Raw genomic sequence first — 16,099 nt, forward strand, 5'->3', positions numbered from 1 at the left:
TTATTGATTTACAAGTGCTTCAAACTCATTTACTTTTTCGTTTAAATCTTCTAAAAGCGTGGTGTTTATAATTTTTCCATCCTTAAAATTATCATAAAAATTAGGAAAAGAAAAACTTACCAATTCTTTAGCTCCCATTCTAGAAAATCTTGCAATACCAGATTCTAAAACTGATGCTCCTCCTCTAGCACCTGGTGAAGCTGCCATTAATAATAATGGTTTATCTCTAAAAACATTCGCTTCAACTCTAGAAGACCAATCGTAAATATTTTTAAAAGCTGCAGCATACGAACTGTTATGTTCTGCTAAAGATACTATGAATCCATCATATTCATCAAACAGTGCTGAAAACTTTTTAGCATCTTCCGGAAAACCATTTTCTTGTTCTTCATCTTGACTATATATTGGCATTGAAAAATCTCTTAAATCAATTACATCAAATGAAGTGTTCTCTAAATTTTCGGCTGCAAAAGTTGCTAATTGTTTGTTGATTGAAGTAGAACTTGTACTTCCTGCAAATGCTAATATTTTTTTCATACTTATTAATTTATAAGCAAAGTTACAAAATAAAATTTTATTTACCAAGGAAAATAAATCCAAGGAAATATTTTAATTTAAATACATAGTTGTATATCAACCTTCAGATTAAAAGTAATTACGGTGTACTTTTTTAAAAATTGAAAAAATTAGAATACGAAAATTAGAAAAATAGACTTACTTCATTTAATATAATTGATTTTGCAACCTTTTATGACAATAACTTTTTGACTTGTACATATTGCAATAGCATAATTGTTCTTGCATCAATTATATCTTTGTTTTCTATCATTTGTAAAGCCTCTAAAAATGAAATCTCTAACACTTCAATTTCTTCATTTTCTGAGGCTAAACCTCCCCCTTTGTCTATTTTATCGTCATCATTATACTCTGCAACATACAAATGCACTTGTTCTTTCATTAATCCTGGGGATAAAAAAACAGTAGCAACTTTTTTTAATTTTGAAAAGTGATACCCAACTTCTTCTTTAGTTTCTCTAATTACTGTGGTTTCAGGTGATTCGTTTTCATCAATAGCTCCTCCAACTACTTCGATTGAAAATCCATTTTTTACCCCAGCAACATACATGGGTATTCTAAACTGCTTAGAAAGAATCACTTTTTTTGTAGAGGGATTATACAACAATATTGCAACTCCATCATTTCTGCCATAGACTTCATGTGTAAGACGTTCAACTTTTCCATTCTTGAAAATAAAATCAAAACTCACTTGCTCTAATTTTGCCCAAAAGTTGGAAATTACTTTTGATGTTACATTCTTAATACGGTTTCTCATTCTCAAACTGTTTTTATCTAATTGAAAACTATCAGATATGAATCTAAATTTATTTACTTGAATAATTTTATGATTTCAATTTCGTTAAAAAATATGAATTAAAATAAAATTGATGCTAAATATAAGTAGCATTTAAACTAATTTTGTTCCTAACGGTCTAAAAAATTTAAATGTTATCATTTTCTAACCGTTTTCTTATTATTTTTATGGACCATTTTACCCCAAACAATTAATGAAAAATTTACAATCCTTTTTTTTCTTAGTCCTATTATTTTTTATTGGAATAACAACCATAAATGCACAACTAAGTAAAAAACATTACATACCACCCTTAACATATGCAGGTCAGGGAAACTCTGTTCCACAAGAACAGTTTTTATACATATCAACCCCTAGTAATCAAGACGTAGCGTATACTATAACACAAGTTGGATCTAGTAATGATATTATTGGAGTTGTCTCGAAAGGTTCACCACAAGAAATTCCTTTAGGTTCTGATGAAGGTCAATTATTTGTAAATCCTAACATAACAAGTTCTATTCATACTAATAAAGGATATATAATTGAAGCTACTGGTGGACAAATTTATGTTTCTGTTAGAGTTATAGCAGGAAATAGTGCTCAAGCTGGTGCTTTAGTAAGTAAGGGTGCTGCTGCTTTAGGTACAGTGTTTAGAGCAGGAATGTTCACTAATGGAAACCCTCAAACCAATTATCTAAATTTTATTTCGGTAATGGCTACAGAAGATGATACTAAAGTTAATTTTTCTGGTTTACCAAATGGCATTGATATTGAAAATTTTAATGGAGAACCTACCATACCTGAAATTACTTTAGATGAAGGAGAAAGTTACATAGTAGCAACTAATGCTGCTACGAATTCTGTAAACAGAGACGGATTAATTGGAACACTAATTCAATCTGATAAAAATATTGTTGTAAATACAGGTTCTGCAAACGGAAGTTTTGGAACAGGAGGTGCAAGAGATTATGGTTTAGACCAAATTGTAGATTTTAGTAAAGTTGGTACAGAATATATTTTTGTTAGAGGAAGTGGAGCTGATGATTGGGAAAATGTACTAATAGTTGCTCATGAAGATAACACTGAAGTTAAAGTCGCTGGAAATGCCGTAGCTGTAATAAATGAAGGAGAATACTATGTTATTGAAGGTAATTATTACTCCAGTGATGACAATATGTATGTAGAAACCTCAAAGTCTGCTTTTGCTTATCAGGGTATTGGTGGTCTTGGTAGTAATGGAAGCCCTAGCGAAGCCAACCAAGGTATGTTTTTTGTACCTCCTTTAAGTTGTGAAAGCAGAGGAAATGTTGATAATATTGCAGATATCGACAAAATTGGAGGCACTACTTTTAATGGTGGTGTTACTATAGTAGCTAATAAAAATGCTACCGTTTTAATTAATGGAAATCCTATAAATACATTTAATCCAAATGGCCCTAACAATGTTACTGGAAACTCAGATTATGTAACCTACAAGGTAACTGGTTTATCAGGAAATGTAAGTGTAGAAAGTAGCGAAGAATTATACTGTGCTTATTTTAATCAAAATGGAGCAGCTACATCTGGTAGTTTTTACTCGGGTTTTCTTACAGCTCCTGAAATCAATTTTAACACCTCGGTTGCAGCACTAGGTAGCTGTATTCCAAATGTTACATTGCAAGCTGCCAATACAGGATTATTTGATAGTTTTAAATGGGAATATTTCGATGAGAACACATCAAACTGGGTTGAAAGAAGTACAACTGCAACCTATAAACCAACAGAATCAGAACCTGGCAGGTATCGTTTAGTAGGTAAAGTAGATTGTAATCCTAATGAAGAATTTATATCAATAGAAATCCCTGTAAGTATTTGTCCTGATGATTATGATGGAGATTTAATTATAGATAATTTAGACATAGATATAGATAACGATGGTATTCTAAATTGTGATGAATCTTTTGGAAACATAAACATTAATTTGTTAGATTTCAACAATGCAATTGTTACTCATCCAGAAGATGCAACTAATGTAATTAATAATAGTTTATTTACTGCATCAGAAACTACAAATTCTTTTACTGGAGATAGTTCTGGAAACTTTACCTCAACTCTTGTAAATGCTCCTCTAACAGAATCTAGCTATACCTTAAGTTTTAAAGAAAATATAAATATTATATTTAAACAATCTGATAACCAAAACCATGTTATCTCAGATGGTGAGTATTTTATTTTAAAAATTAATCCTGCAGGTAAAAACATAACTTTATTAGATCCTGATGACCAATTATTGGTAAATTCTAGTTTCGATTTAAATCAAGAATTTAAAGCGGGAATAACTCAAATATCTGCCTCAGAAATATGGTTTAAGTATAAAAATAATATCAATTCAGGCAATAGTACATTTAAATTTGTTGCTAATAAAATTAATGAAATCACTTTTGAACATAAATCAACAGGAATTATATCTAGCTCTACATTTAATGGAAATATTCAATTAACTTGTTTTACAAGAGATTCTGATGGAGATGGAATTGAAGACATGTTAGATTTAGACTCTGATAATGATGCTATTCCAGATTTTTTTGAATCCACCGCTCAAGAGGTTATTCTAACTGGTATGGATTCAAACTCAGATGGTCTAGATGATATTTTTAACACTGTAACTCCAAATCAAGATACAGATGGAGATGGAGTACCAAATTATTTAGATATCGATTCTGATAATGATGGAATATACGATATTGTAGAAGCTGGTTCTGGAGGGTTTGACGCTAATAATGATGGTTTTATTGATGGAGCTAGTGCTACCAATGTTGGTCTTAATGGACTGTTTGACAGTTTAGAAACCTCTGTAGATTCTAATATTTTGGATACTCCTATTAGAAACTCTGATAGCTCCTCTCTAATTCCTGAAAACAGAGATACTTTATTAGATTTTGCTGATTTAGATGCAGATGGTGATGATTGTTTTGATGTTATTGAAGCAGGTTTTACAGGTAATGGTTCTGGAATGCTGGCCCCAAATCCATTAGATATTGAACCTAATGGTAAAGTAAAAAACTCAGATGGTTACAAAATACCAAACCCAAATTACATAAATTCTACAGCAATTGTTATTACTAAATTCGAGGACACTACTTTTTGTGAAGAAGATACCAAAGACCTAGAGATAGAAACCAATGCAGATCGTTTGCAGTGGCAACTATCTTCGGATAACGGAACTAATTTTACTAATATTTCAGAAAATCAAACGGTAAACGGAACGGTATTTAGTAATGTAACCTCTAAAAAACTAAGACTCACTAGTACTAATATCAATTTAAATAACTATCAATTTAGGGTTATTTTAGAAAAAGATGACAATATATGTGAAAAAATAACTCCTTCTATTACACTTACTGTAAATACCAAACCTGTTGTTTTAAATAATGTAGTTCAATTAAATCAGTGTGCAGATAATGCTGCCGAAATAACCACTGTTAACCTTACTGAAGCAGAAATTCGTATTTCTGCTGACCCAACATTTACATTTGAATATTATGAAACCTTGGCAAAAGCAGAAGCGGGCGGAACAGCGAATCAAGTTACTAATAAAGAAATATACCCTGTGAACAGAACAGCTTCGGCTTGGGTTAGAACAGTTTCTCCAGAAAATTGTTATACAATTTCAAAAATAGAAATTACAGCATCATTTGCTGGTAACGTAACTTATAATGGAGTTTTTGAAGAATGTGATGATTTTCTAGATAAAGACGGAAATAATACAGTTAACAATTCTGATATTGACGGAATTTCTTTTTTCGATTTTAGTTCAGCAAAACAAGATGTCATAAACACTTTCCCTGCACCAATTCAAGGGAATATAGAAGTATTTTTTTATGAAACTACAACAGACAGAGATGCCGCAATTAATGCAATTCCAGACATTTCAAATCATAGAAATACAAATTCCCCTTTCAACCAAACCATCTATATCAAAGTAAAAAATAAAAACAATAATGATTGTGAAGGTATTGGAAGTTTTACTTTAAAAACAAGTATTATTCCAGAGTTTGATGTAGAAGGAGAAGCCCCAAATGATCCAATTGTTATTTGTCCAAAAACGATTCCTTATACTTTAAAAGTTGATAATCCTGATGACACTTACGATTATATTTGGACTGATGATAGTGGATCTCAAATTGGAGGAAACTCTGAAACTATACAAATAAGCGATGCTGGTAATTATACAGTTACTGCGTATTCTAGAAACTCAAAAATTTGCTCTCGATCAAGAACTATTGTTGTAAATAAGTCTGATTTTAATACGTTAAATCAAGATTATGTTACGATTACTGATGATACAGTTGCCAACAATTCTACCTTAAGCGTAAGAATTGACATCCCAACCAACCCTGCAATCAATGAAGAATTTCAATATGCCTTACAAGATGAAAATGGTTTGTTTTTTCGTAATTTTCAAGACAGTAATGTTTTTAACGGAATTGAAGGGGGTATCTATAAATTAATTGTAGAAAACAAAAATGGTTGTGGAACTTCAGAATTATTGATTTCTGTAATTCAGTTCCCTAAATTCTTTACCCCTAATGGAGATGGAAATAATGATACTTGGACTATAAAAGGAGCAAATAAAACCTTTTATCCTACTAGTAGTATCAGCATTTTTAATCGATTTGGAAAACTAATCTCTAAAGTTGATATTGATGGTCAAGGTTGGAATGGCACCTATAATGGTAAAACTTTACCTTCTGATGATTACTGGTATAGTATAGAGCTAATTCCTGCTGATAACACAAAACCTCCAATAATCAAAAAAGGTCATTTCTCTCTTCTAAGAAAATAGAAAACATCTTTTTTAGGATGAAGATTTTATGATTTCTTTCAGAAGAATATTTCTTAATTTAGCGTAAAATAAGAAATCATTTTTTCTATGGATATCAACTTCAATAAAAACGAAGATTACAATAAGTTATTAGTTTCAGATTTAAGAAAACGTTTTGCAAAAGTAAAATTAGGTGGTGGTCAAAAAAGAATTGACAAACACCACGAAAAAGGAAAACTTACCGCAAGAGAACGAATTGATTATTTATTAGACGACAAATCTAAATCCATAGAAATTGGGGCTTTTGCTGGCGAAGATATGTATACTGAACACGGAGGCTGTCCTTCTGGTGGCGTTGTTGTAAAAATTGGTTACATCAAAGGCAAACAGTGTATTGTTGTTGCTAATGATGCTACTGTTAAAGCTGGAGCTTGGTTTCCAATTACTGGAAAAAAAAATTTACGCGCTCAAGAAATATCCATAGAAAATAAATTACCCATCATTTACTTAGTAGATTCTGCAGGTGTGTATTTACCAATGCAGGACGAAATTTTTCCAGATAAAGAACACTTTGGACGTATTTTTAGAAATAATGCTGTAATGAGTAGTATGGGAATCACTCAAATATCTGCAGTAATGGGCAGTTGTGTTGCTGGTGGTGCATATTTACCTATTATGAGTGATGAAGCGCTAATTGTAGATAAAACTGCAAGTATTTTTTTAGCAGGAAGTTATTTGGTAAAAGCAGCAATTGGAGAGTCTATTGATAATGAAACTTTAGGAGGTGCAACCACACATTGTGAAATTTCTGGTGTCACAGATTACAAGGCAAAAGACGATAAAGATGCTTTAGATAAAATTAAATTTATTGTTGATAAAATTGGTGATTATGATAAAGCTGGTTTTAGTAAAACTGAGTCATTTCCGCCAAAAGAAGATGAAGGCGATATTTTCGGAATTCTTCCTAAAGAAAGAAATGCACAGTATGATATGTTAGAAATCATAAAGCGTTTGGTTGATAACTCTGAATTTGAACAATATAAAGAAGGTTATGGGCAAACCATTTTAACTGGGTATGCCAGAATTGATGGTTGGGCAGTTGGTATTGTTGCCAATCAACGTAAATTAGTAAAAACAACTTCGTCTAAAACCAAACCCACAGAAATGCAGTTTGGTGGCGTTATTTATAATGACTCTGCTGATAAAGCTACACGTTTTATTGCCAACTGTAATCAAAAGAAAATACCACTAGTTTTTTTACAAGATGTTACTGGTTTTATGGTGGGTAGTAAATCAGAACATGGAGGAATCATAAAAGATGGAGCTAAAATGGTGAATGCAGTGAGTAATTCTGTTGTTCCTAAATTTACTATCGTTATTGGAAATTCTTATGGTGCAGGTAATTATGCAATGTGCGGAAAAGCCTATGATCCAAGATTAATTGTTGCGTGGCCAAGTGCAGAATTAGCGGTAATGAGCGGAAATTCTGCTGCAAAAGTTTTATTACAAATTGAAACCGCTTCATTGAAAAAGAAAGGAGAAGAAATCACTCCTGAAAAAGAAGCTGAGTTATTTGACAAAATAAAATCGCGTTATGACAAGCAAATTTCTCCTTATTATGCTGCAGCAAGAATTTGGACAGATGCAGTTATCAATCCATTAGATACTAGAACTTGGGTTTCAATGGGTATTGAGGCTGCAAATCATGCTCCCATTGAAAAGAAATTTAATTTAGGAGTTTTACAAGTTTAGAAATATTATAATATTTTTTTATTAAAATGACTAATATCACTTTTAGTCATTTCTTTATACTTTATTTTTGTAGCAAAAGCAATCAACACAATAAAATAAAAATGAGTAAAGCAATCTATGTAACAACCATAGAGTCTAATAGTGGAAAATCTTTAGTTTCTTTGGGTCTATTAAGAATGATGTTAACCAGATCTTCTAAAGTTGGGTATTTCAGACCCATCATCAATAAAGATAAAAATGATGCGTTCGACAATCATACCAATACCGCTATTGATTTTTTTAATTTAGATACCAATCACGATGAGTGTTATGCATATCATCAATTTGAAGTAGTAGAATTATTAAGTGAAGGTAAAGAAGACGAAATCATTCATACTATCATTAAAAAATATAAAGAACTAGAAAAAAAGTTTGACTATGTTTTGGTAGAAGGAACTGATTTTTCAGGAGAAGGCGGCTTTACAGAAGTTGATGTAAACCTAATGATTGCTAAAAACTTAGGAATTCCTGTGCTAATTGTAGGTGCTGGAAATGGAAAAAAGAAAAAGGAATTTATCAATACAATGCAAATCACTTACAATGAATTTATTCAAAAAGAAGTGGATGTTGTTGGAGTTATTGCTAATAAAATAGAAGTAGATGAAGTAGGTTTTATAAAACAAGAATTGAATAAGGTTATTCCAGCTTCAGTTTCTATTGATATTATTCCTAATGTTAATTTTCTAGCATATCCAACTGTAAAAGAAGTGGTAGAAGCTTTAGACGGAAAAATTCTTTTTGGAGATCAATTTTTAGACAATGCCATTGGTAGCTATAGTATTGGTGCTATGCAATTGCGTAATTATTTAACAAGGATTAGAGAAAATGCTCTTGTAGTAACGCCTGGAGACAGAGCAGATATCATATTAGGTGCTTTACAAGCAAATGCTTCTAGCAATTACCCAAAAATTTCTGGTATTATTTTAACAGGTAGTTTATTACCAGAAGAATCTATAATAAAATTAATAGAGGGAGTACAATCTACAATTCCGATTATTTCTGTTCAAGGCGGTACTTTTGGTATTTCTAATAAAATTGGTGCAGTAAAACCTAAAATTTACGCATCTAATAATCGTAAAATTTTATTAGCCTTAGACACATTTGATAATTATGTAAATGTAGAACGTCTAACCAATATTCTTTCCTCTTTTCATTCAGAGCGATTAACTCCTAGCATGTTTCAATATAGTTTATTGCAAAAAGCTAAAACAAATCGAAAGCATATTGTCTTACCAGAGGGAGAAGATGAAAGAATCATGAAAGCTGCAGCTCGTTTACAATTATTAAATATTGTAGACTTAACTCTTTTAGGTGATAAAAACCGAATTCAGCAAAAGGCAGATCAATTAGGGTTACAAATAGATTTAGATAAAACAAATATTTTAAACCCAGAAGAATCTATTCATAATGAGGAGTTTGCTAAAACACTTTACAATGCTAGAAAGCATAAAGGAATGACAGAAGCAACTGCTAACGATTTAACCAGAGATGTTTCTTATTATGGAACTTTAATGATTTTAAATGGTTTGGCAGATGGTATGGTTTCTGGTGCAGTACACACTACTATGCATACCATTAAACCTTCATTGCAAATCATTAAAACCAAACCTGGAGTTTCTGTTGTATCTTCTGTATTTTTTATGTGTTTATCAGATAGAGTTTCTGTAATGGGAGACTGTGCTGTAAACCCAAACCCAAATGCAGAACAATTGGCTGAAATTGCACTTTCTTCCGCTGCTTCTGCTGCTGCTTTTGGGATAGAACCTAAAGTTGCAATGTTATCCTATTCATCAGGTAGTTCTGGTAAAGGAGAAGAAGTTGAAAAAGTACGTAAAGCTACAGAGATTGCTAAAGCTAAAAATCCTGATTTAAAAATTGAAGGTCCTATACAGTATGATGCTGCAGTAGACATGTCTGTTGCAAAAACAAAAATGCCTGATTCTCTTGTAGCAGGACAAGCATCTGTATTGATTTTCCCTGACTTAAACACAGGTAACAATACTTACAAAGCCATTCAAAGAGAAACAGGAGCATTAGCTATTGGCCCAATGCTACAAGGATTAAACAAACCTGTAAACGATTTAAGTAGAGGATGTACTGTAGAAGACATTTTTAATACAGTTTTATTAACAGCTATTCAAGCAAACCAAGAATAACATGAATATTTTAGTTTTAAATGCAGGGTCATCATCCTTAAAATACCAACTGATAGAAATGCCTTCACAAACTTTAAAATGTGTAGGACTTGTAGAAAGAATTGGAATGGATGATGCGATATTTACTCATGAAAAAGGAGAACAAGAATATTCTGAAACACTACCTATTTTAAATCATGAAACGGGATTAAAAAAAATTGCAGAGATCTTAATGGACGATAAAATTGGTGTTATTTCTTCTGTTGATGAAATAGAAGCTGTAGGACATAGAGTGGTTCATGGTGGAAATAAATTTAGTAAAACTGTTGTGGTTACCAATCAAGTAAAAGACAGTATTAGAGAATTATTTGATTTAGCTCCTTTACACAATCCTGCAAATTTAACTGGAATAGAAATTGCAGAAACTATTTTTACATCAGCAAAACAAATTGCAATTTTCGACACTGCTTTTCATCAAACAATGCCAAAAAAAGCGTATCAATTTGCTATTCCAAATGAGTACTTGTATCAACATCATATAAGAGCTTATGGTTTTCATGGTACAAGTCATAAATATGTTTCTGAAAAAGCCATTGAAAAATTAAACAAAAAAGATTCTAAAATCATTTCTATTCATTTAGGAAATGGCTGTAGTATGGCTGCTATAAAAGATGGTAAAACTATTGATACTTCTATGGGCATGGGTCCAATGAATGGTTTAATAATGGGAACACGCTCTGGAGATATAGATCCTTCTGTGATTTTCTTTTTGATGAAAAAATTCAACAAAAGCGCAGAGGAAGTCAATAAACTTTTACAAAAAAAATCTGGAATGCTAGGTTTAACAGGTTATTCTGATTTAAGAGAAATCTCCGAAAAAGCCAATAATGGTGATGAAAATTGTAAAAATGCATTGCAGTTAGCCGCTTACAGGATTCAAAAATTCATTGGGTCTTTTACTGCGGTACTAAATGGTTTAGATGCTATTATTTTTACAGCAGGTATTGGAGAGAACTCAGATTTAATGCGAAAACTAGCCTGTGAAAATTTAGATTTCTTAGGGATTGATTTAGATTTAGAGAAGAATGCTATTCGTGCTAAAAAGATTAGAGAAATACAAAAAGAAAGTGGTAAAGTAAAAATATTTGTAATTCCTACTAATGAAGAAGTTGAAATTGCAATACAATCTTACGAAGTATTACAATAAAAAATGAGGCTGTCTAAAAAGTATTTTTAACCTGTTTTTCAACTTTGTGGAGAAATATTGAATGATTTTTTAAATTCAACTTCATTTCTCTCAAAATAACAAGCACTTAATACTTTTTAGAATCCTTCTTGTATTTTCTAGAGCTTTGCTTGTCTCTTGTATTTTCTAGGAAATTTAGATACAGGTTGTATTTTTATATTTTTATAATATGCTTCTGCACCTTCAGATTGGATTTGAATTTTACCTCTTTTAACAGAAAATGTTTTTCCATCCCTGTCAAAACGTGCATTTTTAATTACATTTACCACATAGCCATTAACAATGTGTAAACTAGTATCACCAACACAAATTAGTTCAAAAGTATTCCACTCACCAATTGGTTTTTCATAAGATTTACTTCTTTTTACATAATTAGGTGCTAGTTTTTTACTTTTTGCGTAATTAACTGTTGTTCCAGGTGTAAATACAAATTGTTTCTTTCCATTTTCAGTTTCTAGTTTTTTAGAAGGTACATCACCATACACCCCTAATGCATAAAAATCTCCACAATCACCATCTTGTACTTGAAATTCTAAACTATTCATCCATACATTCCAAAATGTACCTTGAATACCTTTACAATGATACAATATACCATTATCCATTTTTCGGTTTAATCTTGGAGCCCATTTTTTGTTACCCCATTTAAACTGTGCTTTTAAATGGTAATTACCATATTCTTCTCTAGTACTTAAACCCCCATAAATTTCTCCTGATATTTTTAATATTGTTTCTCCATTTTCATCAATCGTAGAAAATACTTTTTTAGGATCTTTATTAAAGCCTATAGGTTTTCCAGATTTTCCATCATCGCTTTTATCATAACCTTCTAAAATTACTGATTTATGAGGAGATCCTATAAAAACGTCCCATTTACTTAAATCTTTATCTAACAAATTTTGCCATCCTTTTTGTAAAGGAATATCTATTCTTTTTCCTGCCCATTCAACACCGTTCTTAACATGTTTTATAAAATTTAAATTTTTATAAATTTCATTTGTATGCCCCATTCCTGTATAAAAAACACGACCTCCTTCATAATATTGATACCAAGAAATAGGATGTGATTCATCTTTATTCTTTCCTGAATAAGAACTATCATCTAAAGTCAGTAATACATTTACACGATTTAAAACATCATCCTTAAAATTATACCATTCGTCTTTTACTGTAAACGTATCATTAAAATGAGTAATAGCTGGATGGTTGGTTTCTTTATTGACAAGCATAGTAGCTTCTTGAACTTTTGGATGATTTTTAAAATACGCGCCAACCATTTGATAATACCAAGGCCAATGAAACTCAGTATCTGAAGCTGCATGTATACCAACATACCCACCTCCGTTATTTATGAATTTTTTAAATGCTTTTCGAGATAATGAGTCTAAAACATCATTTGTTGTATTTAAAAAAACAATGACATCTATATTTTTTAAATTTTCATTAGAAATATCTGAAGGTTCTTCAGAAAAAGAAACTTTCCAATTTTCTTGCTTTCCCCAAAGTTTAAACGCCTCTTTTCCTGCTGGTATAGATTTATGTCTAAATCCTCCAGTTTTAGAATATACTAAAACATTTAAATCACTTTGTGAAAAAATAAATTGAAAGCTTAAAACAAATAGAACAATTAAGTTTTTTTTTAACATCTCTTTTTTTTTGATTTATAAAACAAATATAGCATTAATTTAATGTGATATAAATTGCAAAAACATAGGTTAATCTTTACATTTGTGAGCGTTTAATTTAAACAAAAAATAAAAATGGGTAGAGCATTTGAGTTTCGAAAAGCAAGAAAAATGAAGCGTTGGTCTGCAATGGCTAAAACATTTACCAGAATTGGTAAAGATATTGTTATGGCAGTTAAAGAAGGTGGTCCTAACCCAGACACAAATTCTCGTTTACGTGCTGTAATCCAAAATGCCAAGGCAGCTAATATGCCTAAAGACAATGTTGAACGCGCTATAAAAAAAGCTTCTGATAAAGACACCGCAGATTATAAAGAAGTTCTTTTTGAAGGGTATGCGCCTCATGGAATTGCAATACTTTTAGAAACTGCCACTGATAACAATAATAGAACTGTTGCCAATGTTAGAGCTGCATTTAATAAATGTGATGGAAATTTAGGAACTTCTGGCTCTGTAGTTTTTATGTTTGATCATACCTGTAACTTTACCGTTAGCAAAGAAAATATTTCTGATTTAGAAGAACTTGAGTTAGAGTTGATAGATTTTGAAGTAGAGGAAGTTTTTGACGATGAAGAAGGTATAATTATTTATGCGCCTTTTGAACAGTTTGGTTCGCTACAAAGTTATTTTGAGGAAAATGATATTGAGATTTTATCTTCTGGATTTGAAAGAATTCCAACCACAACAACAAAATTAACAGAAGAACAAAAAGAAGATGTAAATAAGTTGTTAGAGCGCTTAGAAGAAGATGATGATGTACAAAATGTATATCACTCTATGGAAGAATAGTAACTTGTGAATTTTAGAAAAATATAGTGTCAGAATAAATGAAGTAACTTTAAAAAGATACTTCTAACAAAAATCAAGAAAAAAACCAGCGTTAATAACGCTGGTTTTGTTGTATATGAGTTGTAACAATTTTATTAAACTGTTGTTCTTGGTCAAACAAAAAGGCTGTTTGAATACCTAAATAAGAAATCTCAGCAATCTTGTTAGACAAACGAACATAATCTTTTTCGGTAGTTAAGATGATTTTTTTTGATGATTGTAAATCCTCATATTCACTTTTAATCATTTCTATTTCTTTTTCAGAAAAATGATGATGATCAGCAAATTTTAAATGTTTAAAATTCACTACTTTTTGATTTAAAAAAGATAACATTGGTTTTGGGTTTGCAATTCCTGTCACTAATATCACTTCATATTTTTTTAAATCATCTATTGAAATATTTTGACTTCCTGATGTTTTCTCATCATAAGAAATGGTGGTAAAAAACACTTGCTTATTGTATTTCTGAAGTTTATTTTTCAACTTCTGTTTAGCTTGTTGACTTAAATCTTCAGGACATTTAGTAACCACAATTACATCTGCTCTTTTTGCTCCACTTCTACTTTCCCTTAAATTTCCTGTTGGTAACAGAAAATCATCTGTAAACAAATCATTGTATTTAGTCAATAAAATATAGAAACTTCCTTTTACTTTTCGATGTTGAAAAGCATCATCTAACAAAATAACTTCTGGAGATTGGTTGTTTATTAAACTTGAAATCCCTTCTACCCTATTGGCATCAACAGCCACATCAATATTGCTAAACTTATTATCGTATTGTAAAGGTTCATCACCAACCTCTTCTGCAGTATGAGAATTATTTACCAAAAGAAAGCCTTTTGTTTTTCGTCCATAACCTCTACTTAAAACAGAAGTTTTGTAACTGTCTTTTAACAATCTAATCAAATACTCAATTTGTGGTGTTTTCCCAGTTCCGCCAACACTTAGGTTTCCCACAACAAGTACAGGAATCTGAAAAGTAGTTTCTTTAAAAACACCAACATTAAAACAAAAGTTACGAATGCGAGTTACCACATCATAAATAATTGCAAACGGGAACAAAATGTAGCGTAAAAATTTCATTGATACGAAAATAAGTCATTTTTATGGATTGATGGATTGAAAATACTAACTTTGATTTTCATACAAATGCTTTTTATGAAAATTAAAGACATCACAAATTATCTAGAAGAATTAGCTCCGTTAAATTATGCTGAAGATTTTGACAATGTAGGTTTATTGGTAGGAAATTATAATACTAAAATTAATGGTGTTTTGGTAACTTTAGACACCTTAGAAGAAACTGTAGATGAAGCTATTGCCAAAAACTGCAATTTAATTATAAGTTTTCACCCAATTATTTTTGGTGGATTAAAGAAACTAAACGGAAATTCTTATGTAGAAAGAGTTGTTTTAAAAGCTATTAAAAATGATATTGCTATTTATGCCACCCATACTGCTTTAGACAATAGTAAAAACGGAGTTTCAGCTAAAATGTGTGCAGTTTTAGGTCTTAAAAACACTAAAGTTTTAATACCTAAAAAAGCGATTATTAAAAAACTGACAACATATGTTCCTGTTGATAATGGCGCTGCAGTTCGAAATTCACTTTTTGAAGCTGGCGCAGGAAATATTGGAAAATACGACAATTGTTCTTTTAATACAATGGGAGATGGAACGTTTAGAGGAAATGAAAACTCGAACCCTACTTTAGGTGAAAAAGGAGAAAATCATACTGAGAAAGAAGTTCAAATTTCTGTAATTTTTGAAAGTAAAAATGAGTCTACAATTTTAAACGCATTACATAAAAATCATCCTTATGAAGAAATAGCTTATGAAATTGTTACAACAGAAAACGTGCATCAAGATGTGGGTATGGGAATGATTGGAGAGTTCTCTTCTGCAATGGATGAAAAAGAATTTCTATTGTATCTAAAAAAAACAATGAAAACCGATTGTGTTCGTCATTCTAATTTCATCAATAAAAAAATTAAAAAAGTAGCTGTTTTAGGTGGATCTGGAAGTTTTGCCATTTCTAATGCCATAAGAGCAAAAGCAGACGCTTATGTAAGTGCCGATTTTAAATATCATGAGTTTTTTAAGGCTGAAAACAGTATTCTTTTGGCTGATATTGGACATTATGAAAGCGAACAGTTTACAAAAAACCTTTTGGTTGACTATCTTACGAAAAAATTTAGTAATTTTGCAATCATTTTATCAGAAAAAAGTACAAATCCTATATATTACATTTAACA

Annotated in this window: 10 protein-coding genes; 6 read left to right on the plus strand and 4 right to left on the minus strand. The window is 31.0% G+C overall.

The annotated features are described in order from the left end of the window. Together FP421_RS12800 and FP421_RS12805 are read right to left on the minus strand one after the other, a co-directional pair. Nucleotides 1–537 (minus strand): NADPH-dependent FMN reductase, encoded by a 537-nt coding sequence (locus FP421_RS12800; RefSeq protein ID WP_159951246.1) that lies wholly within the window; start codon nucleotides 535–537, stop codon nucleotides 1–3. 211 nt (nucleotides 538–748) lie between these two features. After that, nucleotides 749–1,333 (minus strand): NUDIX domain-containing protein, encoded by a 585-nt coding sequence (locus FP421_RS12805; protein ID WP_236548112.1) that lies wholly within the window; start codon nucleotides 1,331–1,333, stop codon nucleotides 749–751. A gap of 232 nt (nucleotides 1,334–1,565) precedes the next feature. Here FP421_RS12805 and FP421_RS12810 point away from each other — a divergent pair, with 232 nt between their 5' ends. The 4 genes from FP421_RS12810 (at nucleotide 1,566) to FP421_RS12825 (ending at nucleotide 11,291) form a co-directional block, all read left to right on the plus strand. Further along, nucleotides 1,566–6,179, plus strand: a complete 4,614-nt coding sequence (locus FP421_RS12810; RefSeq protein WP_159951250.1) for a T9SS type B sorting domain-containing protein — start codon at nucleotides 1,566–1,568, stop codon at nucleotides 6,177–6,179. An 87-nt stretch (nucleotides 6,180–6,266) separates the two neighbouring features. Further along, the gene (locus FP421_RS12815) at nucleotides 6,267–7,910 is read left to right on the plus strand and encodes an acyl-CoA carboxylase subunit beta (protein ID WP_159951252.1); all 1,644 of its coding nucleotides are present in this window, start codon (nucleotides 6,267–6,269) and stop codon (nucleotides 7,908–7,910) included. Between the two features lie 101 nt (nucleotides 7,911–8,011). Further along, nucleotides 8,012–10,105, plus strand: coding sequence for a phosphate acetyltransferase (gene pta, locus FP421_RS12820; protein ID WP_159951254.1), 2,094 nt, complete (start codon nucleotides 8,012–8,014; stop codon nucleotides 10,103–10,105). Between the two features lies 1 nt (nucleotide 10,106). Next, nucleotides 10,107–11,291, plus strand: coding sequence for an acetate/propionate family kinase (locus tag FP421_RS12825; RefSeq protein ID WP_159951256.1), 1,185 nt, complete (start codon nucleotides 10,107–10,109; stop codon nucleotides 11,289–11,291). A 137-nt stretch (nucleotides 11,292–11,428) separates the two neighbouring features. On the opposite strand, the gene FP421_RS12830 is transcribed toward FP421_RS12825, so the two are convergent. Beyond that, on the minus strand, nucleotides 11,429–12,976 hold the full coding sequence (locus FP421_RS12830) for a ThuA domain-containing protein (RefSeq protein ID WP_159951258.1): 1,548 nt from the start codon (nucleotides 12,974–12,976) through the stop codon (nucleotides 11,429–11,431). A 114-nt stretch (nucleotides 12,977–13,090) separates the two neighbouring features. Here FP421_RS12830 and FP421_RS12835 point away from each other — a divergent pair, with 114 nt between their 5' ends. Next, nucleotides 13,091–13,804, plus strand: a complete 714-nt coding sequence (locus FP421_RS12835) for a YebC/PmpR family DNA-binding transcriptional regulator (RefSeq protein WP_159951260.1) — start codon at nucleotides 13,091–13,093, stop codon at nucleotides 13,802–13,804. 91 nt (nucleotides 13,805–13,895) lie between these two features. Here the strand turns inward: FP421_RS12835 and lpxK are convergent, their stop codons facing one another. Next, nucleotides 13,896–14,927 (minus strand): tetraacyldisaccharide 4'-kinase, encoded by a 1,032-nt coding sequence (lpxK, locus tag FP421_RS12840; protein ID WP_159951262.1) that lies wholly within the window; start codon nucleotides 14,925–14,927, stop codon nucleotides 13,896–13,898. A gap of 75 nt (nucleotides 14,928–15,002) precedes the next feature. On the opposite strand from lpxK, the gene FP421_RS12845 reads away from it, so the two are divergent. Beyond that, nucleotides 15,003–16,097 carry a Nif3-like dinuclear metal center hexameric protein gene (locus tag FP421_RS12845; protein ID WP_159951264.1) on the plus strand — a complete coding sequence of 365 codons (1,095 nt, stop codon included), beginning with the start codon at nucleotides 15,003–15,005 and terminating at the stop codon, nucleotides 16,095–16,097. Nucleotides 16,098–16,099: the final 2 nt, after the last annotated feature.

The sequence above is a fragment of the Polaribacter septentrionalilitoris genome (assembly GCF_009832745.1).
Classification (GTDB): domain Bacteria; phylum Bacteroidota; class Bacteroidia; order Flavobacteriales; family Flavobacteriaceae; genus Polaribacter; species Polaribacter septentrionalilitoris.

Bases quoted from the DNA above. Each gene is read 5' to 3' on its own strand.
- FP421_RS12835 (WP_159951260.1), top strand. From the start codon at position 13,091: ATGGGTAGAGCATTTGAGTTTCGAAAAGCAAGAAAAATGAAGCGTTGG.
- FP421_RS12830 (WP_159951258.1), bottom strand. From the start codon at position 12,976: ATGTTAAAAAAAAACTTAATTGTTCTATTTGTTTTAAGCTTTCAATTT.
- pta (WP_159951254.1), top strand. From the start codon at position 8,012: ATGAGTAAAGCAATCTATGTAACAACCATAGAGTCTAATAGTGGAAAA.
- FP421_RS12800 (WP_159951246.1), bottom strand. From the start codon at position 537: ATGAAAAAAATATTAGCATTTGCAGGAAGTACAAGTTCTACTTCAATC.
- FP421_RS12845 (WP_159951264.1), top strand. From the start codon at position 15,003: ATGAAAATTAAAGACATCACAAATTATCTAGAAGAATTAGCTCCGTTA.
- FP421_RS12825 (WP_159951256.1), top strand. From the start codon at position 10,107: ATGAATATTTTAGTTTTAAATGCAGGGTCATCATCCTTAAAATACCAA.
- FP421_RS12805 (WP_236548112.1), bottom strand. From the start codon at position 1,333: ATGAGAAACCGTATTAAGAATGTAACATCAAAAGTAATTTCCAACTTT.
- FP421_RS12815 (WP_159951252.1), top strand. From the start codon at position 6,267: ATGGATATCAACTTCAATAAAAACGAAGATTACAATAAGTTATTAGTT.
- FP421_RS12810 (WP_159951250.1), top strand. From the start codon at position 1,566: ATGAAAAATTTACAATCCTTTTTTTTCTTAGTCCTATTATTTTTTATT.
- lpxK (WP_159951262.1), bottom strand. From the start codon at position 14,927: ATGAAATTTTTACGCTACATTTTGTTCCCGTTTGCAATTATTTATGAT.